The organism is uncultured Sphingomonas sp., assembly GCF_937871615.1.
In the GTDB taxonomy this organism is placed as follows: Bacteria; Pseudomonadota; Alphaproteobacteria; order Sphingomonadales; family Sphingomonadaceae; genus Sphingomonas.
Genome location: NZ_CALMPA010000054.1, coordinates 1 through 21,010, shown reverse-complemented (window position 1 = coordinate 21,010; position 21,010 = coordinate 1). Strand labels below are relative to the sequence as shown.

25 protein-coding genes are annotated in these 21,010 nt (G+C 67.9%); 17 read left to right on the top strand and 8 right to left on the bottom strand.

Annotated features, from left to right (window positions below; genetic code table 11):
• The first annotated feature begins 43 nt into the window (after positions 1–43).
• Positions 44–346: a PilZ domain-containing protein gene (locus Q0316_RS15840; RefSeq protein WP_298674268.1), complete on the top strand. Its 303-nt coding sequence runs from the start codon at positions 44–46 to the stop codon at positions 344–346.
• Between the two features lie 244 nt (positions 347–590).
• Here the strand turns inward: Q0316_RS15840 and Q0316_RS15835 are convergent, their stop codons facing one another.
• Positions 591–1,526, bottom strand: a complete 936-nt coding sequence (locus tag Q0316_RS15835) for a ribose-phosphate pyrophosphokinase (RefSeq protein WP_298674267.1) — start codon at positions 1,524–1,526, stop codon at positions 591–593.
• A gap of 211 nt (positions 1,527–1,737) precedes the next feature.
• Between Q0316_RS15835 and gltX the strand changes: the two genes are divergently transcribed.
• From gltX to Q0316_RS15795, 8 genes are all read left to right on the top strand, one after another.
• Complete coding sequence (gene gltX / locus Q0316_RS15830; RefSeq protein ID WP_298674266.1) at positions 1,738–3,066, top strand: glutamate--tRNA ligase; 1,329 nt, start codon at positions 1,738–1,740, stop codon at positions 3,064–3,066.
• A 132-nt stretch (positions 3,067–3,198) separates the two neighbouring features.
• Positions 3,199–3,855 carry an energy transducer TonB gene (locus Q0316_RS15825; RefSeq protein ID WP_298674265.1) on the top strand — a complete coding sequence of 219 codons (657 nt, stop codon included), beginning with the start codon at positions 3,199–3,201 and terminating at the stop codon, positions 3,853–3,855.
• A 120-nt stretch (positions 3,856–3,975) separates the two neighbouring features.
• Positions 3,976–4,323 carry a hypothetical protein gene (locus Q0316_RS15820; RefSeq protein ID WP_298674264.1) on the top strand — a complete coding sequence of 116 codons (348 nt, stop codon included), beginning with the start codon at positions 3,976–3,978 and terminating at the stop codon, positions 4,321–4,323.
• 23 nt (positions 4,324–4,346) lie between these two features.
• The gene (gene ribD, locus Q0316_RS15815; protein WP_298674285.1) at positions 4,347–5,309 is read left to right on the top strand and encodes a bifunctional diaminohydroxyphosphoribosylaminopyrimidine deaminase/5-amino-6-(5-phosphoribosylamino)uracil reductase RibD; all 963 of its coding nucleotides are present in this window, start codon (positions 4,347–4,349) and stop codon (positions 5,307–5,309) included.
• Complete coding sequence (locus tag Q0316_RS15810) at positions 5,310–5,921, top strand: riboflavin synthase (RefSeq protein ID WP_298674263.1); 612 nt, start codon at positions 5,310–5,312, stop codon at positions 5,919–5,921.
• Complete coding sequence (gene ribB / locus Q0316_RS15805; protein WP_298674262.1) at positions 5,905–7,056, top strand: 3,4-dihydroxy-2-butanone-4-phosphate synthase; 1,152 nt, start codon at positions 5,905–5,907, stop codon at positions 7,054–7,056. Before Q0316_RS15810 ends, ribB begins: the two co-directional genes overlap by 17 nt.
• A gap of 27 nt (positions 7,057–7,083) precedes the next feature.
• Complete coding sequence (gene ribH / locus Q0316_RS15800; RefSeq protein ID WP_298674261.1) at positions 7,084–7,503, top strand: 6,7-dimethyl-8-ribityllumazine synthase; 420 nt, start codon at positions 7,084–7,086, stop codon at positions 7,501–7,503.
• Between the two features lies 1 nt (position 7,504).
• The gene (locus Q0316_RS15795; protein ID WP_298674260.1) at positions 7,505–7,939 is read left to right on the top strand and encodes a hypothetical protein; all 435 of its coding nucleotides are present in this window, start codon (positions 7,505–7,507) and stop codon (positions 7,937–7,939) included.
• A gap of 44 nt (positions 7,940–7,983) precedes the next feature.
• Here Q0316_RS15795 and Q0316_RS15790 read toward each other — a convergent pair whose 3' ends face one another.
• The gene (locus tag Q0316_RS15790; protein WP_298674259.1) at positions 7,984–9,060 is read right to left on the bottom strand and encodes an alkene reductase; all 1,077 of its coding nucleotides are present in this window, start codon (positions 9,058–9,060) and stop codon (positions 7,984–7,986) included.
• 62 nt (positions 9,061–9,122) lie between these two features.
• On the opposite strand from Q0316_RS15790, the gene Q0316_RS15785 reads away from it, so the two are divergent.
• The 6 genes from Q0316_RS15785 to Q0316_RS15760 are packed head-to-tail and all read left to right on the top strand — an operon-like array spanning position 9,123 to position 14,902.
• Positions 9,123–10,034 carry a DMT family transporter gene (locus tag Q0316_RS15785; RefSeq protein WP_298674258.1) on the top strand — a complete coding sequence of 304 codons (912 nt, stop codon included), beginning with the start codon at positions 9,123–9,125 and terminating at the stop codon, positions 10,032–10,034.
• The gene (locus Q0316_RS15780; RefSeq protein ID WP_298674257.1) at positions 10,031–10,687 is read left to right on the top strand and encodes a COQ9 family protein; all 657 of its coding nucleotides are present in this window, start codon (positions 10,031–10,033) and stop codon (positions 10,685–10,687) included. Before Q0316_RS15785 ends, Q0316_RS15780 begins: the two co-directional genes overlap by 4 nt.
• Positions 10,688–10,735: 48 nt before the next feature.
• Entirely contained in the window at positions 10,736–10,987 is a 252-nt protein-coding gene (locus Q0316_RS15775; protein WP_298674256.1) for a FeoA family protein, read from the top strand.
• Positions 10,987–12,840: a ferrous iron transporter B gene (locus Q0316_RS15770; RefSeq protein ID WP_298674255.1), complete on the top strand. Its 1,854-nt coding sequence runs from the start codon at positions 10,987–10,989 to the stop codon at positions 12,838–12,840. The genes Q0316_RS15775 and Q0316_RS15770 overlap by 1 nt, the downstream gene beginning before the upstream one ends.
• 10 nt (positions 12,841–12,850) lie before the next feature.
• Positions 12,851–13,381, top strand: a complete 531-nt coding sequence (ssb, locus tag Q0316_RS15765) for a single-stranded DNA-binding protein (protein ID WP_298674254.1) — start codon at positions 12,851–12,853, stop codon at positions 13,379–13,381.
• A 60-nt stretch (positions 13,382–13,441) separates the two neighbouring features.
• Positions 13,442–14,902, top strand: a complete 1,461-nt coding sequence (locus Q0316_RS15760; RefSeq protein ID WP_298674284.1) for a PAS domain-containing protein — start codon at positions 13,442–13,444, stop codon at positions 14,900–14,902.
• Here Q0316_RS15760 and Q0316_RS15755 read toward each other — a convergent pair.
• From Q0316_RS15755 to Q0316_RS15745, 3 genes are read right to left on the bottom strand one after another with little or no spacing between them, the layout of a single operon-like run.
• A complete protein-coding gene (locus Q0316_RS15755) occupies positions 14,889–15,278 on the bottom strand; it encodes a response regulator (protein ID WP_298674253.1) in 390 nt (129 codons plus the stop codon). The two genes, Q0316_RS15760 and Q0316_RS15755, sit on opposite strands and share 14 nt — an antisense overlap.
• Before the next feature lie 26 nt (positions 15,279–15,304).
• A complete protein-coding gene (gene metW, locus Q0316_RS15750; RefSeq protein ID WP_298674252.1) occupies positions 15,305–15,913 on the bottom strand; it encodes a methionine biosynthesis protein MetW in 609 nt (202 codons plus the stop codon).
• Positions 15,910–17,025, bottom strand: a complete 1,116-nt coding sequence (locus Q0316_RS15745) for a homoserine O-acetyltransferase (protein ID WP_298674283.1) — start codon at positions 17,023–17,025, stop codon at positions 15,910–15,912. Before Q0316_RS15745 ends, metW begins: the two co-directional genes overlap by 4 nt.
• A 96-nt stretch (positions 17,026–17,121) precedes the next feature.
• Here Q0316_RS15745 and hisC point away from each other — a divergent pair, with 96 nt between their 5' ends.
• Both hisC and Q0316_RS15735 read left to right on the top strand, forming a co-directional pair.
• On the top strand, positions 17,122–18,222 hold the full coding sequence (gene hisC / locus Q0316_RS15740) for a histidinol-phosphate transaminase (RefSeq protein WP_298674251.1): 1,101 nt from the start codon (positions 17,122–17,124) through the stop codon (positions 18,220–18,222).
• A complete protein-coding gene (locus Q0316_RS15735) occupies positions 18,222–19,130 on the top strand; it encodes a prephenate/arogenate dehydrogenase family protein (RefSeq protein WP_298674250.1) in 909 nt (302 codons plus the stop codon). The genes hisC and Q0316_RS15735 overlap by 1 nt, the downstream gene beginning before the upstream one ends.
• A gap of 10 nt (positions 19,131–19,140) precedes the next feature.
• On the opposite strand, the gene Q0316_RS15730 is transcribed toward Q0316_RS15735, so the two are convergent.
• The 3 genes from Q0316_RS15730 to Q0316_RS15720 all read right to left on the bottom strand — a co-directional run.
• Complete coding sequence (locus Q0316_RS15730) at positions 19,141–19,833, bottom strand: 1-acyl-sn-glycerol-3-phosphate acyltransferase (RefSeq protein ID WP_298674249.1); 693 nt, start codon at positions 19,831–19,833, stop codon at positions 19,141–19,143.
• Positions 19,830–20,363 (bottom strand): YdcF family protein, encoded by a 534-nt coding sequence (locus tag Q0316_RS15725; RefSeq protein ID WP_298674248.1) that lies wholly within the window; start codon positions 20,361–20,363, stop codon positions 19,830–19,832. The genes Q0316_RS15730 and Q0316_RS15725 overlap by 4 nt, the downstream gene beginning before the upstream one ends.
• Positions 20,360–21,010: permease (locus Q0316_RS15720; RefSeq protein ID WP_298674247.1), on the bottom strand; the 651-nt coding region annotated here is incomplete at its 5' end. The genes Q0316_RS15720 and Q0316_RS15725, both read right to left, overlap by 4 nt.

Below are 21,010 nucleotides of genomic sequence, written 5' to 3'. Positions count from 1 at the left end.
GCCGCGCATAAGCCGGGCCATGGATCAGGCCGTTTCCCTACCCGTGATTCACGACGGCGAGGATAATCGCCTCGCGCTGCGCAAGGCGGTGAAGATGCGCGCGCATCTGCGCGATCGTGGGACGACGCGGTTCGAGATCGACGTTGTAGACCTATCCACCACCGGATTTCGCGCGCAGACCAGCTTCACGCTCTGGCCCGGCCAGACGGTGTGGCTCACGCTGCCGGGGCTCGCCGGGCTGGAAGCCGTGGTCGCGTGGCGGGACAAATATCGTTACGGCTGCGCCTTCGCCAAGCCGCTGCATCCGGCAGTGTTCGATCATATCGTGGCGCTGGGGAACAGCTAAGCGCAGGCGCGCGCATCGCGCGCCGATGCGCCAAAGGCGCAGCACGAAAGCCGGCCGGCGGGTCGGCAACGCCGAACCCGACCGACGGCGCGGCTTCGCCGCGACGGGCCACCTTGCCGAAATACCGATCCAACTGAGCACGCCGCGGCAAAGCCGCGTCGTCGGTCGAGCGCTTCACGCCCGCCGTCCGTGACGGGCGCTGCGCCTTTGGCGCATCGGCGCGCGGCACGCGCGCCTGCGCCCGTCAGTCAAACAGGCTCGACACGCTCGATTCATCCGCGATCCGCCGGATCGCCTCCGCCAGCAATGGCGCGATGGTCAGGTGGCGGATGCGCTTGGCCTCGGCGATCACGTCCTGATTGCCGATCGAATCGGTAATCACCAGTTCGCGCAGCGCCGATCCCTCGACCCGCGCCACCGCGCCGCCCGAAAGCACGCCATGGGTTACATAAGCGACGACATCCTCCGCGCCCGCGGCTTTGAGCGCGGCGGCGGCGTTGCACAGCGTGCCGGCGGAATCGACGATATCGTCGATCAGGATGCAGAAACGGCCCTCGACGTCGCCGATGATGTTCATCACCTCGGATTCGCCCGCGCGCTCGCGGCGCTTGTCGACGATCGCCAGCGGCGCGTTGTCGAGCCGCTTGGCGAGCGCGCGCGCGCGCACCACGCCGCCGACATCGGGCGAAACGACCATCAGATTCTTGTCGCCGAAGCGCGAATGGATGTCCGCGGACATCACCGGCGCGCCGAACAGATTGTCGGTCGGGATATCGAAGAAGCCCTGAATCTGCCCGGCATGGAGATCGACCGAGAGCACGCGATCCGCCCCCGCCGTGGTGATGAGGTTAGCGACCAGCTTGGCCGAAATCGGGGTGCGCGGGCCGGGTTTGCGATCCTGCCGCGCATAGCCGAAATATGGAACGACCGCGGTGATCCGCTTGGCCGACGCGCGCTTCAGCGCGTCGATGCAGATCAGCAGCTCCATCAGATTGTCGTTCGCGGGATAGCTGGTCGACTGGATCAGGAACACATCCTCGCCGCGCACATTCTCGCGAATCTCGACGAAGATTTCCTCGTCGGCGAAGCGGCGCACCAGCGCCTCGGTCAGCGGCAGCTCGAGATAGGCCGCGATATCGCGCGCCAGCGGCAGATTCGAGTTACCCGTCATCAATTTCATGTGTCACGCCCTTCGCCCAGACGGGTCGCCCTTAATACCGGGGGCTGGCGAGGGGAAGGGCAAGCGCCTAAGCGGGGGAATTGGGAATGTGCTCGCCGCGCATTTCGCAGGCCCGGCCCGCTCCCCCACCCCGCCTCCCATCAAGGATATACTGAATGGGAGGCGGGGTGGGGGAGCGGGCCGGCACCGCCCTTTTTTCCTAAGGACTGGCATGACCACGGTTACCCGCTTCGCGCCGTCGCCCACCGGGCGGCTGCATGTCGGCAATATCCGCACCGCGCTGCACAACTGGCTGTTCGCCCAGGCGAGCGGCGGCAAGTTCATGCTGCGTATCGACGATACCGATGCCGAGCGCAGCGAGGAGCGTTTCGTCGAGGCGATTCGCGCCGATCTGGCCTGGCTCGGTCTCGCGCCCGCAGCGGAGGTGCGGCAATCGGCGCGATTCGCGCTCTATCAGGAAAGGTTCGACGCGCTGGTCGCGGCGGGGCGGATCTATCCCGCCTATGAAACCGCGCAGGAGCTTGATCTAAAGCGCAAGATCCAGCGCGGGCGCGGGCTGCCCCCGGTTTATGATCGCGCCGCGCTCGCCCTCAGCGATGCCGAGCGCGCACGGCTCGAGGCGGACGGGGTGCGCCCGCACTGGCGCTTCAGGCTCGATCATGGCGCGACGATCGAATGGCGCGATCTGATCCGTGGCGACCAGCATTTCGATCCCGCGACGATGAGCGATCCGGTGGTGCGCCGCGCCGACGGATCGTGGCTCTATATGCTCCCGTCGGCGATCGACGATGTGGACCTTGGCATCACCCATGTCGTGCGCGGCGAGGATCACGTTTCGAACACCGCGCTCCAGATTCAGATGTTCGAGGCGCTGGGCGCCGCGCCGCCGGCGTTCGCGCATGAGGCGCTGCTCACCGGCAACGAAGGCAAATTATCGAAGCGGCTCGGCAGCGTCGGGGTCGATCAGTTCCGCGAGGCGGGGATCGAGCCGCAGGCGATCCGCGCGCTGCTCGCCCGGCTCGGCACGAGCGATCCGGTCGAGCCGGTCGTGGATGTGGCGCCGCTTGTTGCCGGTTTCGATTTCTCGCGCTTCGGCCGCGCGCCGGCGCGGTTCGACGAAGCGGAACTGGCGCAGGTCAACGCGCGGATCATCCACCAGCTTGCATTCGCGGCGGTCGCCGATCGGTTGCCCGCCGCGATGGGGGAGGCGGCGTGGGAAGCCGTTCGCCCCAATATCGGCACCATCGCGGAGGTGCGCGACTGGTGGCAGGTGATCGAGGGGCCGATCGACCGCGTCGATTCCGGCGAGGACACTGATTATCTCGCCGCCGCCGCTGAAGCAGCCGCCACGATCGACTGGGCAAGCGATCCCTGGCACGCGCTGACCACGCGATTGAAGGAAAGCACCGGGCGCAAGGGCAAGGCGCTGTTCCTCCCGCTCCGCCGCGCGCTGACCGGGCGCGATCACGGCCCGGACATGGCCGCGCTGCTCCCCCTGATCGGTCGTGACCGCGCGCTCAGCCGCCTTTCCGCGGGCTGAGCGCGCGCGCCGGCTCGCCGGTCGCGGGCTGTTTCGGTAATGTTATAAAGTCTCTTTTCCACGTAATTGGTACGTTGTATCATCCCACTACCGGGAGACCGGCGAAGGAGAATAATCGAGAGGATCAGGCCTATGTATGCGGATCGCCACGCCCGCTCTGGCGGGTTCAACCCTGGCAGCCTCGCCATCGCGCTCACCATCAACGCCACGCTCGTTGCCGGGCTGGTGATGTCGGTGCCCGAATTCCGGCCGCCGCTGGATAAGGTGCTCGCCATCCGCAACATTCCGATCATCGACCCGCCGCCGCCCGAGCCGCTCCCCAAACCCGAACCGAGGATCGCGCACCAGCCCCGACTCGCGCCGCAGCGGATCGACACCGTCAGGCCAGTGGTGGATACGACGCGGGCGACCGATGCCTTCGTCCTTCCGCCGCCCCCGCCGCTCGATCCGGGAATCGGCAGCGGGGGAACGACGATCATCAATCCCCCCGTCAAGCCGCCGGTGCTCAGCGACGCCACGGTCGACCCGCGTTTTGCCCGCGATTTCCAGCCCGAATATCCCGCCGGCGAACGCCGCATGGGCAATGGGGGCAAGGTGGTGATCCGCGTGCTGATCGGCACCGACGGGCGCGTGAAGCAGGTCGAGCGCGTCTCCGCCGCGAGCGAAGCCTTCTGGCAGGCGACCGAGCGGCAGGCGCTCAGCCGCTGGCGCTTCCGCCCCGCGTTGCGCGATGGCGTGGCGGTCGAATCGTGGCGCACGATGACGGTTCGGTTCGAGATGACCGCCTGACGGCGCGCCGCCGGTCCCTTGCGGCGATCGCTTCGCGAGGAGGGGGCCGCAAGGGGCCGGCGCGATGCGATTCGCCGGGAGGGGTGGCAAGTGGCGCCGCACGGGCCTATCTAGGCCGCCATGCAATTCCTCGCCCGCATGTCGCCGCTTCGCGCGTTGCGAGACCTTCGGCTGTTCCTGCACCAGCGCCAGCCGCACGAACTGGGCTTCCTCGCGCTCGCGATGCTCGTCACCGGCTTCTTCATCTTCGCCTTCGTGAAGGATTCGAGCGTCGCGAAGGTCTATAAGCCCGACATCATCTACGTGCAGCAATGGCGGCTCGATCGCACAGAGGCGGAAATCATCGCACAGCAGAAGGTCGATCAGGCGAAGAAGGACAAGGATCAGGCCGCGCTTGAAAAGGAACAAGCCAAGACCCGCGCCGAATTCCAGCGGCTCGACGACAAGCTGAAGCGCTGGGGCATCTGAGCGCCCCCGCCGATCAGCGCTGGATCGCCGCCGCGCTCGCGCTCGCCGCGCGATCGCGCGGGCGGACCGCGCCCAATCCCAATGTCGGCTGTGTGATCGTCAACGCCGGGCGCGTCGTCGGGCGCGGCTGGACCCAGCCCGGCGGGCGCCCCCATGCCGAAGCGATGGCGCTGGCCGAGGCTGGAGAGGCGGCGCGCGGCGCCACCGCTTATGTTACGCTCGAGCCCTGCGCGCATCGCTCCCCGCGCGGCCCGGCCTGCGCCGATCTGCTCACGCAAGCGGGCGTGGCACGCGTCGTCGCGGCGCTCCGCGATCCCGATCCACGCACCGACGGCGCTGGCTTCGCGCGGCTCTCCGCCGCCGGAATCACCATCGTCAGCGACATTTGCGCGGACGAGGCGCGGCGGTCGATGGCGGGCTTCCTCACCCGCCGCGCGCTGGGCCGGCCACATGTCACGCTCAAGCTCGCCACCTCGCTCGACGGGTGTATCGCGCTGGCGGGCGGCGAAAGCCGCTGGATCACCGGCCCCGAATCGCGCGCGCACGCGCATCTCGAACGCGCGCGGCATGAGGCGATCCTCGTCGGGCGCGGCACGTGGGAGGCCGATGCCCCCCGCCTCGACGTGCGGCTGCCGGGGCTCGAATCGCGCGCGCCGCGACGCGTCATCCTCTCCACGAGCATGGGCGATGCGCAGGGCTGCCCGGTCATCGCGCACCCCGCCGAGATCGCGGCGCTTCCGGGCGATCATCTGCTGATCGAGGGCGGCGCGGGCGCGGCTGCCGCCTTCCTCGCCGCCGATCTGGTCGATCGCCTGCTCATCTATCGCGCGCCGATCCTGATCGGTGGCGGACGCGCCGCGCTGGGCGACATCGGCCTCGCCAGCCTCGCCGATGCGCATGGCCGCTGGCGCCTCACCGACGCGCGCGCGCTTGGCAGCGACCGGCTCGAAGCATATGAGCGCCAGCGACAGCAGGACTCCAATTGAATGTTCACCGGGATCGTCTCCGACATCGGCACCATCAGCGCGGTGGAATCGCGCGGCGATCTGCGCGTGGTCGTCAACACCGCTTATGACACCGCCGGGATTGATCTCGGCGCCTCGATCTCCTGCTCGGGCGTGTGCCTGACGGTGGTGGACAAGGCCCCCGGCTGGTTCGCGGTCGACGTATCGGGCGAAACCGCCAGTCGCACCGCGCAGGGGCAGTGGAGCGCGGGGGCGCGCCTCAACCTCGAACGCGCGATGAAGCTGGGCGAGGAACTCGGCGGCCATATCGTGACGGGCCATGTCGATGGCGTCGCCGAGGTGGTGGAAATCGCGCCCGACGGCGATTCGAAACGCATCGCGATTCGCGTCTCCCGCGATCTGGCGCCCTTCCTCGCCGCCAAGGGCTCGGTAACGGTCGATGGCGTATCGCTCACCGTCAACACCGTCGAGGATCGCGCCGACGGCACATTGTTCGCGATCAACCTCATTCCCCACACCCAGGCGGTGACCACGCTGGGCGCGCTTTCCGTGGGGCAGCCCGTCAATATCGAGATCGACGTCCTCGCCCGCTACCTCCAACGTATGGAACATTATCGTGTCAAAGCCGGCTGAACTCGCGCGTCTGCGCCACGCATTCCTGTCTTCGCCCGAGGAAATCATCGAGGAGGCGAAGAACGGTCGCATGTTCATCCTCGTCGATGACGAGGATCGCGAGAATGAGGGCGATCTGGTGATCCCGGCGCAGATGGCGACGCCGGAGAAGATCAATTTCATGGCGAAGCACGGGCGCGGCCTGGTCTGCCTCGCGCTCACCAAGGCGCGGGTCGACCAGCTCGGGCTCGATCTGATGAGCCGCAACAACGGCACGCGCCACGAAACCGCCTTCACCGTCTCGATCGAGGCGCGCGAGGGCGTGACCACGGGGATTTCGGCGGCCGATCGCGCGCGCACCGTGGCGGTGGCGATCGACGCGTCGAAGGGCCGCGAGGAGATCGTGACGCCGGGCCATGTCTTCCCGCTCGTCGCGCGCGATGGCGGCGTGCTCGTCCGCGCCGGCCATACCGAGGCGGCGGTGGACGTTTCGCGGCTCGCCGGGCTCAATCCCTCGGGCGTGATCTGCGAGATCATGAACGAAGACGGCACGATGTCTCGCCTCGACGATCTCGTCGCCTTCGCGCAGCTTCACAATCTCAAGATCGGCACGATCCGCGATCTGATCGCCTATCGCCGCCGCCACGATCATCTCGTCCAGAAACAGGCGGAGATGACGTTCGAATCGCGCTGGGGCGGCACGTGGAAGGGCATCACCTTCTTCAACAAGGCAACCGGCGACGAGACGATCGCGCTGGTGAAGGGCCGGATCGACCCGGCAAAGCCCACCCTGGTCAGGATGCACACCGCGAGCTTCTTCGTCGACATGTTCGGCGAACAATCCGATCGCTCGGGGCTGCTGTCACGCTCGATGGAGATGATCGGCGACGAGGGCGCGGGCGTGATCGTCGTCATCAATCGCCCGATGCAGGGCGCCGTCACGCGCTTCATGAAGGCGCGCGCCGAGGGCAAGGGCGCTGGGGAACCGGAGATCGAGGAACTGCGCGATTACGGCGTCGGCGCACAGATCCTCGCGGAGCTGGGGGTGGAGGAGATGGTGCTCCTCACCAACACCCATCACGCGCTGATCGGGCTGGAAGGCTATGGCCTGTCGATCGTCGCGGAACGCCCGATCACGGGTATCGGCACGGCATAATCCGGCAAGATCGAGGGTATCGCATCCATGGCTCGCATCCTTATCGTCGAAGCACGCTTCTACGATCACCTGAACGACATGCTGATCGCCGGCGCGCGCGCCGCGATCGAGGGCGCCGGGCATCAGGCGGACGTCGTCACCGTCCCCGGCGCGCTGGAAGTGCCGGGCGCCATCGCGATGGCGGCGGAAACGGGGCGCTATGACGGTTATGTCGCGCTCGGCGTGGTGATCCGGGGCGAGACCTATCATTTCGAGATCGTCTCGAACGAAAGCGCGCGCGGGATCATGGCGCTGACGATGGATGGCCTGCCCATCGGCAACGGCATCCTGACGACGGAGAACGAGGCGCAGGCGATCCGCCGCGCCGATCCCGCGCAGCTCGACAAGGGCGGCGGCGCGGCTGAAGCGGCGCTCGCGATGCTCAAGCTGCGCGAACGATTCGGCTGACGTGCCGATCGAGCCGCCCCCGACACGCTATCGCGTCGTCGAGCGTGGGCGGCGGCTCGAAGTGATCGACACGCATATGGGCGGCCCGGCGGCGCCCGCGATGCGCGCCATCGGCGGATCGGCGCGGCGCCCGCCGCCGAAACCGCCGATCATCAGCCGAACCGCGACGAACGGAACGAGGGCCGACACCGCGTTCGTCACGATGCGGCTTTACGACGCCAAGGGGCCACGCGCCGTCCGGCTCGATGATCGCGCGTTCACCATGCTTGCGCGCCTCCGGCTGGTGGCGGTGTTTTTCGTGATGGCGTGGATCACGGTCGCGCTGTGGCAGCCGGTGCTCGCGCTGCTGCCGCTGTTCCTGTTCGGCAGGAACGGGCCGGGCACAGCGATCCGGCGGCGGATCACCAACTGGCTCGATCGTTATGCCGTGGAATGATCCTGCGCCGCCCCGCCGCGGGGACGGAGGCGGCGCAGCGGTGTTCAGGCGGCAGATTCCTCCAGCGCCGGATAATCGACATAGCCTTCCGGCCCCGGTCGATAGAAGGTCTTCGGATTGGGCGTGTTGAGCGGCGCATCGCGGCGGAAACGCTCGACCAGATCGGGGTTGGCGATGAACAGCCGGCCCCAGCTTATCGCATCGGCCAGCCCCGAATCGAGATCGCCCTGCGCGCCGGCCAGCGAATAATCCTGATTGAGCACCAGCGGGCGGGTGAAGGCCTGGCGGATCAGCGGGCTGAGCTTGGGCACCTCGCTGCTGCCGAACGTTCCCGCCGGCGATTGCTCGCGCAGTTCGAGGAAGGCGATGCCGAGCGTATCGAGCAATCGCGCCACCGGCACGAACACGCTCGCCGGATCGCTGTCGTCCGCCCCTTGCGATTCGCCATTGGGCGATAGCCGCACCGAGGTGCGATCCGCGCCGACCTCCGCGATCACCCGCTCGGTCACCTCACGCAGCAGGCGGATGCGGTTTTCCGGCGGCCCGCCATATTCATCGTCGCGCAAATTGGTGCCGTCGCGCAGGAATTCGTCGATGAAATAGCCGTTGGCGCTGTGGATCTGCACCCCGTCGAACCCGGCGGCGATCGCGTTGCGCGCGGCGGCGGCATAATCGTCCAGCGTCTGGCGGATATCATCGAGCGTCGCCGGGCGCGGCGTATCATAGGGATTCTTCTCCGGCACCGCATAAGGCGCGCGGAGCGCCGACGGGGCGAGCGATTGCAGCCCGCTCACATCGGGCCGCGCCAGCCGCCCCATATGCCAGAGCTGCGCGACGATCCGGCCACCGGCGCGATGCACCGCCTCGGTCACCGGCTTCCACGCCTCGACATGGCTGTCGAGCCACAGCCCCGGCGCGCTCGGCCAGCCAAGCCCCTGCCGGCTGATCCCGGTCGCCTCGCTGATGATGAGGCCGGCGCCCGCGCGCTGGCGATAATATTCGATCATCAATTCGGTCGGCACATGGCCTTCGGTGGCGCGGGTGCGCGTCAGCGGCGCCATGATGATACGATTTGGCGCGTTTATCGCGCCGAGCGCGATCGGATCGAACAGACTGGGCATGGATTCCCCTTCGGTTGCACATTGCCACCTGACGCAGCGGAGATAGGCGGTTACAGGACGCCATGCACCAGGCGAGTCTCCCAAGAAAAGCTATCGTCCGGCCAAGCGGCACGGCAATCGCCTTTATCGCGCTGCTGGCGGGCAATGTCGCGCTCGCTTTCGGGCCGTGGTTCGTGCGGATGACGGATGTGGGGCCGGTCGCGGCGGGATTCTGGCGCATATCGCTTGCCGCGCCGGTGCTGCTGCTGCTCGCCCGCGCCAGCGGCAGCCGCCCGTTCACCGAAGCGCGCGGCCTGTGGTGGATTCTCGGCGCATCGGGCGTGCTGTTCGCGGGCGATCTCGCGACATGGCATATCGGCATCCACCACACCAAGCTCGCCAACGCCACGCTGTTCGGCAATTGCGCGTCGCTGATCTACCCGATCTACGGCTTTTTCATCGCGCGCGCCTGGCCCAGCCGCACGCAGGGCGCCGCGTTGCTGATCGCGCTGGTCGGGGCGGCGGTGCTGATGGGGCGTTCCGCGGAGGTCTCCCCCGAAAATCTCGTCGGGGATCTTTTCTGCATGACTGCCGGCGTGCTCTACGCCGCCTATTTCATCTTCATGGCGCGCGCGCGGGCGACGATGCAGCCGCTCCCCGCGCTCGCCTTATCCTCGGTCGCCGCCAGCCTGCCGCTCTTGGTCGTCGCGCTGGCGATGGGCGAACGGGTGATGCCGGCGAGCTGGAGCCCGCTCATCACGCTGGCGCTGGTCAGCCAGGTATTCGGCCAAGGGCTGATGATCTACGCGCTCGGCGCGCTCAGCCCGCTCGTCATCGGGCTGGCGCTGCTCACCCAGCCGATCGTCGCGGCGGCGATCGGGTGGAGCGTCTATGGCGAGCGGCTCGGCCTGCTCGATCTGGTCGGCGCGGTGATGATCGCGATCGCGCTGGTACTGGTGCGCCGCGCCTCGGGCGGTGATAAGGTGGCGGCATGAGCAACCTGGCCGACGCCACCCTCGATGAAATCCGCGCCGCGCTCGCGCCGCGCATCGCCACCAACGCCGCGTTCGACGGCTGGGCCGCGCCCGCGCGCGATATCGCGGCGGACGCGCTCGGGATCGATCGGGATATCGCCGCGCTCGCGCTGCCCGATGCGCCGGCGATGATCGACGCATGGTTCGCGGCGATCGACGCGGTGATGTTGGAAAAGGCGCCCGCCGAACATTGCGCGACGCTCAAGGTGCGCGATCGGATCGCGGCGCTGGTCGGCGCGCGGATCGAGGCGGTCACCCCGCATCGCGAGGCCTTGCGCCGCGCGCTCGCCATCCTCGCCTTGCCGCAGAACATGGCGCTCGGCGCGCGGCTGGCATGGCGGACGGTCGACACGATCTGGCACACCGCCGGCGACACCGCGACCGACTATAATCATTATACCAAGCGCACCATCCTGCTCGGCGTCTATGCCGCGACGATGACGATATTGCTCAACGACGAGAGCGAGGGGCAGGCCGAAACCCGCGCCTTTCTCGCGCGGCGGATCGACGGGATCATGCGCTTCGAAAAGGCCAAGGCCGGTTTCCTGCGCCGCGCGCGGCATCGCCCCAGCCTGTCGCGCTTCGTGGGGCGGCTGCGCTACCCGGTGGTATAGGGCCGAAAGGTAATTGATAATCGTTCGCAGTACGGTTAGATCGTCCGCGTGCTCCTATCCATTCCCAGCCTCGAATCACTGCCGCTGCGCCAGCGCGCGACGATCGCCGCGATCGCTTGGGATCGGCTCGCCGCGCCGGAAGCGCGCCGGCTGCGCGAATTCGGATTCGACGAGGGCGTCGCGGTGGAGGTGCTGCATCGCGCCACATTGGGGCGCGGCCCGATCGCCTGCCGCATCGGCCGGATGACGGTGGCGCTGCGCCGCCGTGTCGCCGCCACGGTGACGGTGACGCTCGGATAATGGCGACGCTCCCGCTGGTTGCGCTGGTCGGCAATCCGAACGCCGGCAAGAGCGCCCTGTTCAACGCGCTGACCGGCGCGCGGCAAAAGGTGGGCAATTATCCCGGCGTCACGGTGGAGCGTCATTCGGGCCGCTTCGCGCTCGATGACGGCCGGCCGATCGAGCTGGTCGATCTGCCCGGCGCATACAGCCTCGATCCCTCCTCGCCCGACGAACGCGTCACGCGCGACGTAGTGAGCGGCACGCAGGCAGGCGAGCGGCGGCCCGATGCGCTGGTGGTGGTGGTGGATGCCGCCAATCTCGACAATCACCTGCGCTTCACGCTCCAGCTCGCCGCGCTCGGCCTGCCGATGGTGGTGGCGCTCAACATGATCGACCTCGCCGAACGCGACGGGCTGACGCTCGATCCGGAGGCGCTTTCACGCGAACTCGGCGTGCCGGTCGTCCCCACGGTCGCGGTGCGGCGGCGCGGGCTCGATGGCCTGCGCCAGGCGCTGACGCTGGCGGTTGACGGCAAGGCCGCGCCGCGCCCGGCCAGCCACGCCGGGCATGAGGATATCGCCGCGCTGCAACGGCGCGCGCGCGCGATCTCCACCGCCGCGACGCTCCACGAAACGCCGGTGCGCCGCTGGACGCACATGCTCGACGCGGTGGCGCTTCACCCGGTCGTCGGGCCGATCCTGCTGCTCGCGCTGCTGTTCGTGATGTTCCAGGCGGTGTTCACCTGGTCAGAAGCGCCGATCGGCTGGATCGAGGATGGGTTCAAGGCGCTGGAGGCCGGCGTCACCGTGGCGATGCCCGATGGCATATTGCGCTCGCTCATCAGCGACGGGGTGATCGCGGGCGTCGGCGCGGTCATCGTGTTCCTGCCGCAGATCCTGATCCTGTTCCTGTTCATCCTCGTGCTGGAGGCATCGGGCTATATGGTCCGCGCCGCCTTCCTGATGGATCGGCTGATGGCCGCCGTCGGCCTGTCGGGGCGCGCGTTCATCCCGCTGCTCTCCAGCTTCGCCTGCGCGGTGCCGGGCATCATGGCGACGCGCACGATCGACGACGAGAAGGATCGGCTCACCACGATCCTGATCGCGCCGCTGATGACATGTTCGGCGCGGCTGCCGGTCTATACGATCATCATCGGCGCGTTCATCCCGAACACGAAGGTGCTGCCGTTCGTGGGGTTGCAGGGGCTGGTGCTGCTCGGCCTCTATCTGATGGGGATCGTCGGCGCCTTTTGCGCGGCGCTGTTCCTGCGCCGCACCGTCACCAAGGGTTCGTCCTCCGGCTTCATGATGGAGATGCCGAAATATCAATGGCCGCGGTTGGGCGACGTGCTGATCGGGCTGTGGAGTCGCGCGGCGATCTTCCTGAAGCGCGCCGGCACGATCATCGCGCTCACCACCATCATCCTGTGGGCGCTGTTGAGCTTCCCGCGCGCGCCCGAAGGGCAGAGCCAGGTCGATCATTCGATCGCCGGGCGCATCGCCAACGGGGTGGAAGTGGTCGTCAGGCCGATCGGCTTCAATCGCGATATCGCGCTGGCGCTGATCCCGGCGATGGCCGCGCGCGAGGTGGCGGTTTCGGCGATCGGCACGGTCTATGCCGTCGACGATGCCGAATCCGACAAGGGCAAGGGCACGATCATCGAAAACCTGCGCAAACGCTGGTCGCTGCCCACCGCGCTCGCCTTCCTGATGTGGTTCGTCTTCGCGCCGCAATGCATCTCGACCATCGCGGTCACCCGGCGCGAGACGAACGGATGGAAGTGGCCGTTGTTCATGGTCGGCTACCTTTTCGTTGCCGCCTATGTCATGGCTGGCATTACATATTGGCTGGCGGTAGCCGCCGGCCTCTAGCGAGGTGTAAATGGCAGGCAGCGTCAACAAGGTAATTCTCGTCGGCAATCTGGGGCGCGATCCCGAATCGCGCAGCTTCCAGAACGGCGGCAAGGTGGTGAACCTCCGCATCGCTACCAGCGAGCAGTGGAAGGATCGCAACACCGGCGAGCGCAAGGAGCGCACCGAATGGCATTCGGTGGCGATCTTCAACGAGGGCCTCGCGAACGTCGCGGAACGCTATCTGCGCAAGGGCTCCAAGGTCTATATCGAGGGCCAGCTCCAGACGCGCAAATGGCAGGATCAGCAGGGGCAGGATCGCTATTCCACCGAAATCGTGCTCCAGGGCTTCAACAGCGTGCTGACCATGCTGGATGGCGCGCCGGGTGGCGGTGGCGGCTCGGGCGGTGGCTCCGGCGGCGGCGGCCGTGACGATTGGGGCGGCGGCGGCGACGATTTCGGCGGCGGTGCGCGTGGCGGCGGGAACAAAGCCGGCGGTGGCGGATTCGGTCAGAATCGCGGTGGTTTCGCCGACGATCTGGATGACGACGTACCGTTCTAAAGGAGGATTGTGCAGCCGCCCGCCGAACCTGTGCTGGATGAGGTGGCACGCGCCCGCGCGATGGCGCTCTACGATCTGGCCGGCGCGCGGGAGGATGGCACGCTCGACGATCTCGTGCGCTTCGCCAGCCAGTTGTGCGAAGCGCCGGTCGCGCTGGTCAGCGTGGTGGAGGAGCGGTTCCAGCGCTTCCTGGCGCGGCTCGGCACCGATCTGAGCGAAACGCCGCGCAGCCAGTCCTTCTGCGCTTATGCGATGCACGGCCAGCATGTGATGGAGGTGCCGGACGCGGCGCTCGATCCGCGTTTCGCCACCAATCCGCTCGTCACCGGCGCGCCCTTCGTCCGCTTCTACGCGGGCGCGCCGCTCGTCACCGCGGATGGCGTGCCGCTTGGCGCGCTGTGCGTCATCGACGACAAGCCACGCGCCGCGCTCTCGGCGTTCCAGCGTGAAGGAATGGCGATCCTCGCCTCCACCGCGCTCGCCCGGCTGGAGAAGCGCCGCACCGCGCGCGAGGCGCTGCACGCCCGCGCCGCGCTCGCGGAAAGCGAAATCCGTTTCCGCACCCTCGCCGATACGATGCCGCAGATCGTATGGTCCACGCGCGCGGACGGCCGCACCGATTATTCGAACGCGCGCTGGTATGAATATACCGGGACGAGCGAGGCCGCCGCCACGGGGGATTCGTGGAGCACATTGTTCCACCCTGACGATCAGCAGCGCGCGCGCGAACGCTGGGCGCATAGCATCGCCACGGGCGAGCCGTATCAGATCGAATATCGCCTGCGCCACCATGACGGCGAATATCGCTGGGTGCTTGGCCGGGCGCTGCCGATCCGCGATGCGCAGGGGCATATCACCCGCTGGTTCGGCACCTGCACCGATATCCATGCGCAGAAGCTCGCGCTGGAGGAGCGCGAGGTGGTCAGCCAGGAACTGGCGCACCGCATCAAGAACATCTTCGCGGTGATCGCCGGGCTGATCCAGTTCACCGCGCGCAGCCATCCCGAATTCGCCCCCGCCGCCGCCGATCTGCGCGATCGCGTGACGGCGCTGGGGCGCGCGCATGATTTCGTCGGGCCGCATCGCGCGGATTCACGCCCCGCGCCCGGCATCGACAATCTGCGCGGGCTGCTCGGGCAATTGTTCGCGCCCTATCAGGCCGATGGGCGCGCACGGATCATCGTTTCGGGCGGCGAGGTGGCGATCGACGATCGCGCCGCCACGCCGATCGCCTTGCTGTTCCACGAACTCGCCACCAACGCGACCAAATATGGCGCGCTGTCGCACCATGACGGGTTTGTCGCGATCGAGATAATCGCCGATCCCGCGACGACGCGATTGTTGTGGCGGGAAGCGGGTGGTCCGCCTGTGGCCGCCCCGATCGGCGATGGCGGCTTCGGCAGCCGGTTGATCGAATTGAGCGTGGTGCGGCAGCTTGGCGGCAGCGTGCGGCGCGATTGGCATCGCGACGGGCTTGCCGTGGAGATCGAATTGCCCAGCGCCGCGCTCAGCCGCGCGTGAACGCGACGAAATCATTGTCGAGCGAAATCACCCCGTCGAACGCGAGCGCGGCGGCGGCACGGATCGCGCCTTCGCTGAACGGCTTGCGGATATAGCCCAGCGCCGCGCTTTCCGCCGCGATCTGCGCCGGATTGGCGGTGACGAACACCACCTTCACCCCATGTTCGCGCGCGATCCGCTCGGCGATCGACGGCCCGGTCGCGCCATCGCGCAGATTGACATCGACGAACGCCGCGCAACAGGCCGGCGCGGCGGCCAGCGCCTCCGCCTCATCCGCCGCGATCGCCGCCACGCTATAGCCCGCGTCGATCAGAATCCGTTCGAGATCCAGCGCGACGAAAATCTCGTCCTCTACGATCAGCGCGGTCTTGCCCATTGTCCTGTCCAGATCATGATCTGGCGCTAACCAGCGTCGCGCGCGCCGGTTCCACGCAACAGGAACACGGCGTGCTCGGCGAGCACATTTGCCGCCGCCGATGTGGTTTTGCGGCCACGCGTCAGAAACCACGCACCTTCCACCGCGACGCCGTTCTCGTTCAGATAGGCGCGGAAATCGTCGATCGTCAGATGGTGGATATTGGGCGTGTCATACCAGCGTTCGGGCAACAGCGGCGTCACCGGCATCCGCCCGCCCCACAGCAGCGACAGGCGCACCCGCCAATGCGCGAAATTGGGGAAGCTGACGAAGGCGCGCCGCCCGATCCTGAGCAGATCGGCGAGCACCTTGTCCGGCGCGCGGCAGGTTTGCAGCGTCTGGCTCAGGATCGCATAGTCAAAGCTTTGCGCGGGGTAATCGGCCAGATCGGTATCGGCATCGCCCTGGATCACGGGCAGCCCGCGCCCCACCGCATCGGCGACGTTGCGCGCATCCAGTTCCAGCCCGCGCGCATCCACGCCCTTGGCATCGCGCAGCGCGGCCATCAGCATCCCGTCGCCGCAGCCGATATCGAGCACGCGCGCGCCCGGCGCGACATGATCGGCGATCACCGCCAGATCGGGCCGCAACGTCATGCGCCATTCCCCATGAAGCCCGCCACCACGCGATACAATTCCGGCGCGTCGAGCAGAAAGGCATCATGGCCATAAGGGCTGGAAAGCTCGACAAAGCTCACCGGCGCACCGGCGGCGTTCAGCGCATGGACGATGCTGCGCGATTCACGCGTGGGGTAAAGCCAGTCGGTATCGAAGCTGACAAGGCAGAAGCGCGGCCCGTTCGCGCTGAACGCATTGGCGAGCCGCCCGCCATGTTCCTCCGCCAGATCGAAATAATCCATCGCGCGGGTGATATAGAGATAGGAATTGGCGTCGAACCGATCGACGAAGCTCAGCCCCTGATAGCGCAGATAGCTTTCGATCTGGAAATCGGCGTCGAACCCGAAGGATTTCGCGTCGCGCGCCTGAAGCCGCCGCCCGAACTTCTCGGTCAGCCCCGCTTCGGAGAGGTAGGTGATGTGCGCCGCCATTCGCGCCACCGCGAGGCCCGATGCCGGTGGCTCGCCACCGTAATAGTCCCCGCCGTTCCAGTGCGGATCGGCCATCACCGCCTGCCGCCCCACCTCATGGAAGGCGATGTTCTGCGCCGAATGCCGCGCGGCGGATGCGATCACCACCGCCGCCGCGACGCGATCGGGGAAGGTCGCCGCCCAGGACAGCGCCTGCATCCCCCCCATCGACCCGCCGACCACCGCCGCCAGCCGCCCGACGCCGAGATGATCGAGCAGCATCGCCTGCGCGCGCACCATGTCGCGGATCGTGATGACCGGGAAGGCCATGGCATATTCGCGCGCGGTCGCGGGATTGATCGTCGCCGGGCCGGACGAGCCCATGCACGAACCCAGCACATTGGCGCACACGACGAACATCCGATCGGTATCAATCGGCCGCCCCGGCCCCACCATCGCGGTCCACCAGCCGGGCTTGCCCGTGCGCGGATGCGGCGAGGCGACATATTGATCCATCGTCAGCGCGTGGCAGATCAGCACCGCATTGCCGGCATCGGGCGCGAGCGTGCCATAGGTTTCATACGCGATCTCGACCGGCGCCAGCATCCCGCCGCCATCGAGCCTGAGCGGCCCAGGCAACGTCACATGGCGCCCTGGGCCGAAACGCTGGTCATCCGACATTATGGAAAGCGCGTTAGCGGGCACCGTCCCTCATCACAACACCCGCCGCGCGCACCCCCTTTCCCGCGACGCCCGAGCCGCGTAAGCGACGCATCCATGACGAACGCACCCGCGCCCAAGCCATGGATCATGGAAATCGCCCCTTATGTTCCGGGGCGCTCGACCACCGACGACGGCCGCAAGGTCGCCAAACTCTCGTCGAACGAGAACCCGCTCGGCACCAGCCCGCGCGCGCGCGAAGCCTTCGCCACCGCGGCGACCAGCCTGGAGCGTTATCCCGATGCCAGCGGCAGCGAATTGCGCGAAACGCTGGCGGCGAAGCACGGGCTTGATCCGGCGCGGATCATCTACGGCAATGGTTCGGACGAAATCCTGCACCTCGCCACCGGCGCGTTCGCCGGGCCGGGCGACGAGGTGATCTACGTCAATTACGGTTTCGCGGTCTATCCGATCGCCACCCGCCGCGTCGGCGCGACGCCGGTGGTGGCGCGCGACAAGGATTACGCCACCGATGTCGATGCGATCCTAGCCGCGGTCACGCCGCGCACCCGCATCGTGTTCGTCGCGAATCCGAACAACCCCACCGGCACCTATGCGCCGCGCGCGGAGATCGAGCGGCTCCACGCGGGCCTGCGCCCCGATATCCTGCTCGTGCTCGATCATGCTTATGCCGAATATATCGACGGCGATGACGATGATGGCGGGATGGCGCTGGCCGAACGCGCGTCGAACGTGCTCGTCACGCGCACCTTCTCCAAGATGTACGGCCTTGCCGCGGAGCGGATCGGCTGGGGCTATGCCGCCGCGCCGATCATCGAGGCGATGCACCGCATCCGCCTGCCCTTCTCGATCACCATCGCGGGCACGGCGGCGGCGGTGGCGGCGGTCGGCGACACCGAATTCGTCGCTCACACCCGCGCGCATAACGCTGAGTGGCGCGCATGGTTCGCGGGCGAGATCGCCCGGCTCGGCAATGCCGGGCTGCGCGCGATCCCGAGCCAGGCGAATTTCATCCTCGTCCTGTTCGAAGGCGAGTTGACCGCCGAGGCCGCGTACAAGGGGCTGATGGACGCGGGCTATATCGTCCGCTGGCTGCCGGGGCAGGGCCTGCCCCACGGCCTGCGCATCACGATCGGCACCGAGGCGGAGACGAAGGGCGTGATCGCGGCGCTGCGCCGCCTTGCCGGCGCGGATTGATGCTGCCCTTTTCGCGCGTCACGATCATCGGGCTGGGGCTGATCGGCTCCTCGGTCGCCCGCGCGGTGCGCCATGCGATGCCGACCGTCCGGCTGACCGGCCATGATGCCAGCGCGGAGGTGCGCGAAACGGTGCGCCGGCTCGATCTGGTCGACGATGTGACCGACACGCCGGGCGCCGCGGTAACCGATGCCGAACTGGTCATCCTGTGCGTCCCCGTCGGCGCGATGGGGGGAATCGCGGCGGAAATCGCCGCCGATCTGCCCGCCGAGGCGATCGTCAGCGATGTGGGATCGAGCAAGGAATTCGTCGCCAGAACGCTGAGCGAGGCGCTGCCCGACGCGATCGTCGTCCCGGCGCATCCGGTCGCGGGCACCGAGAAAAGCGGCCCCGAAGCCGGCTTCGCCTCGCTGTTTCAGGGGCGCTGGTGCATCGTCACCCCGCTTGCCGGGGGCGATCCGGCGGCGGCGGAGCGGGTGGCCGAATTCTGGCGGCGGCTTGGCAGCAATGTCGAGATGATGGCGCCCGATCACCACGATCGCGTCCTCGCCATCACCAGCCACCTGCCGCACCTTATCGCCTATACGATCGTCGGCACCGCCAATGATCTGGCGGAGGTGACCGAATCCGAAGTCATCAAGTTTTCAGCCGGCGGCTTCCGCGATTTCACCCGCATCGCCGCATCGGACCCGACGATGTGGCGCGACGTGTTCCTCAGCAACAAGGATGCGGTGCTGGAGATGCTCCAGCGGTTCAGCGAGGATCTGTCGCAGTTGCAGCGCGCGATCCGCTGGGGCGATGGCGACACCTTGTTCGATCATTTCACCCAGACCCGCGCGATCCGCCGCTCGATCGTCGATCAGGGGCAGGACGACGCGGCGGCGGACTTCGGGCGCCGCCACGAATAGCGCGGATCGCTCAGCGCGCCGCCTCCAGCGCGTTGATCGCCTCCCACGCGCGGCGTTCGGCCTCGGCGCGCGGCAGGCCGGGCGGGATCGTCTCGCCGATGCGGAAGGTGACGATGCCGGGGCGCTTGGCGCCCTTTTTCGGCAACAGCAGCCCGCTGTCGGTGGCGATCGGCACCACCGGCAAGTCAAGCGCCTTGTACAGCCCGGCAAAGCCCGATCGCAGCGGCGGCGTCTCGCCCGGCGGCACGCGTGTCCCCTCGGGATAGACGATCACCGAGCGGCCCGATTCGCGCGCCGCGCGCGCGTCATGCATCAATTTGCGCAGCGCCTTGCTCGATGCCTCCCGATCGACCACGATCGAGCCGTAGAGCGTCGTCGCCCAGCCCCATAGCGGGATGCGCATCAGTTCCTTCTTCAGCACCATCGCCGGGCTGTGGAGGATCAGTTGCAATTCCACCGTCTCGTACATCGCCTGATGCTTGACGACGTAGAGATGCTGGCCGCGCGGCACCTGCCCTTCCACCCGGCTGCGGATGCCCAGGATCGCGCGCATCGCCCAGCGATGCACCCATGCCCAGCTATTGGCATAAGCGATCACCACACGCTGCCCGCCGAGCGCGGCGATCGGCACGCCAAGCACGATCAGCACCGAAATCGCGTAGAACACCACCCGGAACGCGATCGTCCGCAGCCAGCCGCTCAACGCTCCGCTCCCAGCCACAGCACGATGCGCCGCAGGATCAGCTTGTTATATTCGTTCACCAATTGCCTCAATCGTGGTTCGGTCGGCACGCCATCGCGGATGATCGTCACATTATCATCCAGCGCCGCATCCAGCTCCATCCGCGCGCGCGCCATATGCCAGTCGGATGTAACCAGCCGCACCGAACGATAATTATGTTCGCGCACCCAGGCGGCGGTTTCTTCCGCGTTCGAGCGGGTATCCACCGCCTGCCGCCCGAGATCGACGCAGCATTCGATCGCCGGCGCATGGCCGAAGGCGATGGCGAGATCGCGCTTGCCGACGCCGGGGGCGACCCCGGTGACGAGCATCCGCTGCGCGCGCTTCTCCTCGATCAGCGTCAGGCCGCGCGCGATCCGCCCGGCGCCCCCGGTCGGCACCACGATCGCATCGGTCCGCGCCACGTCCGATGGTTGCGCGAGAAACAGCATGAAGGCGGCGAATCCCAGCCCCCATGCCACCGCCAGCAGCCCGATGAGCCGCGCAATCACAGGATTCGCCTCAAGGTGCGCGTCACCGCCACCCGCGCGGCGACCATCGCCAGCGCGACGAAGACGAGCGGCAGCAACGCGAGCAGCGCCCATGCCCCCATCCCAAGCGCCGCGCCGCCGAGCAGTTCGGAGCCAAGCCCCGCCGCGCGCATCCCGATCAGCAGCACCACGGCCAGCGCCGCCGCCGCCCCGATCGCCCCGCCGATCAACGCGTCGCGCGCGATGCGGCGCTGGAACAGCCGCGCCACCTGCACATCGGTCGCGCCGAGCATGTGCATCACCTCGATCGTCGCACGGTGCGCGTCGAGCCCGGCGCGCGCGGTGAGCACCACCACCGTCGCGGTCGCCGATGCCATCAGCGCGACCAGCGCCGCGCCAAGCCATGTCGCGAGCGAAAGCATCCCCGCGATCGCGGTCATCCACCCGGCGTGCAGGTCAATCCGCGCATCGGGCGCGCCCGCCGCCACCGCCGCGCGCACCCGCGCCAGCGTCGCCGGGCTGCCATCGGCAAGGTCGACATCAATCATCACCGGCAGCGGCAGGCCCGGATCGGCGCCGTCGCCGCCCAGCCAGGGCCGCAGCAATTCGGCCAGCGCCGCGCGGCTCACCGGCGTCACCCGCGTCACCCCCGCCGTGCCGCGCAGCCG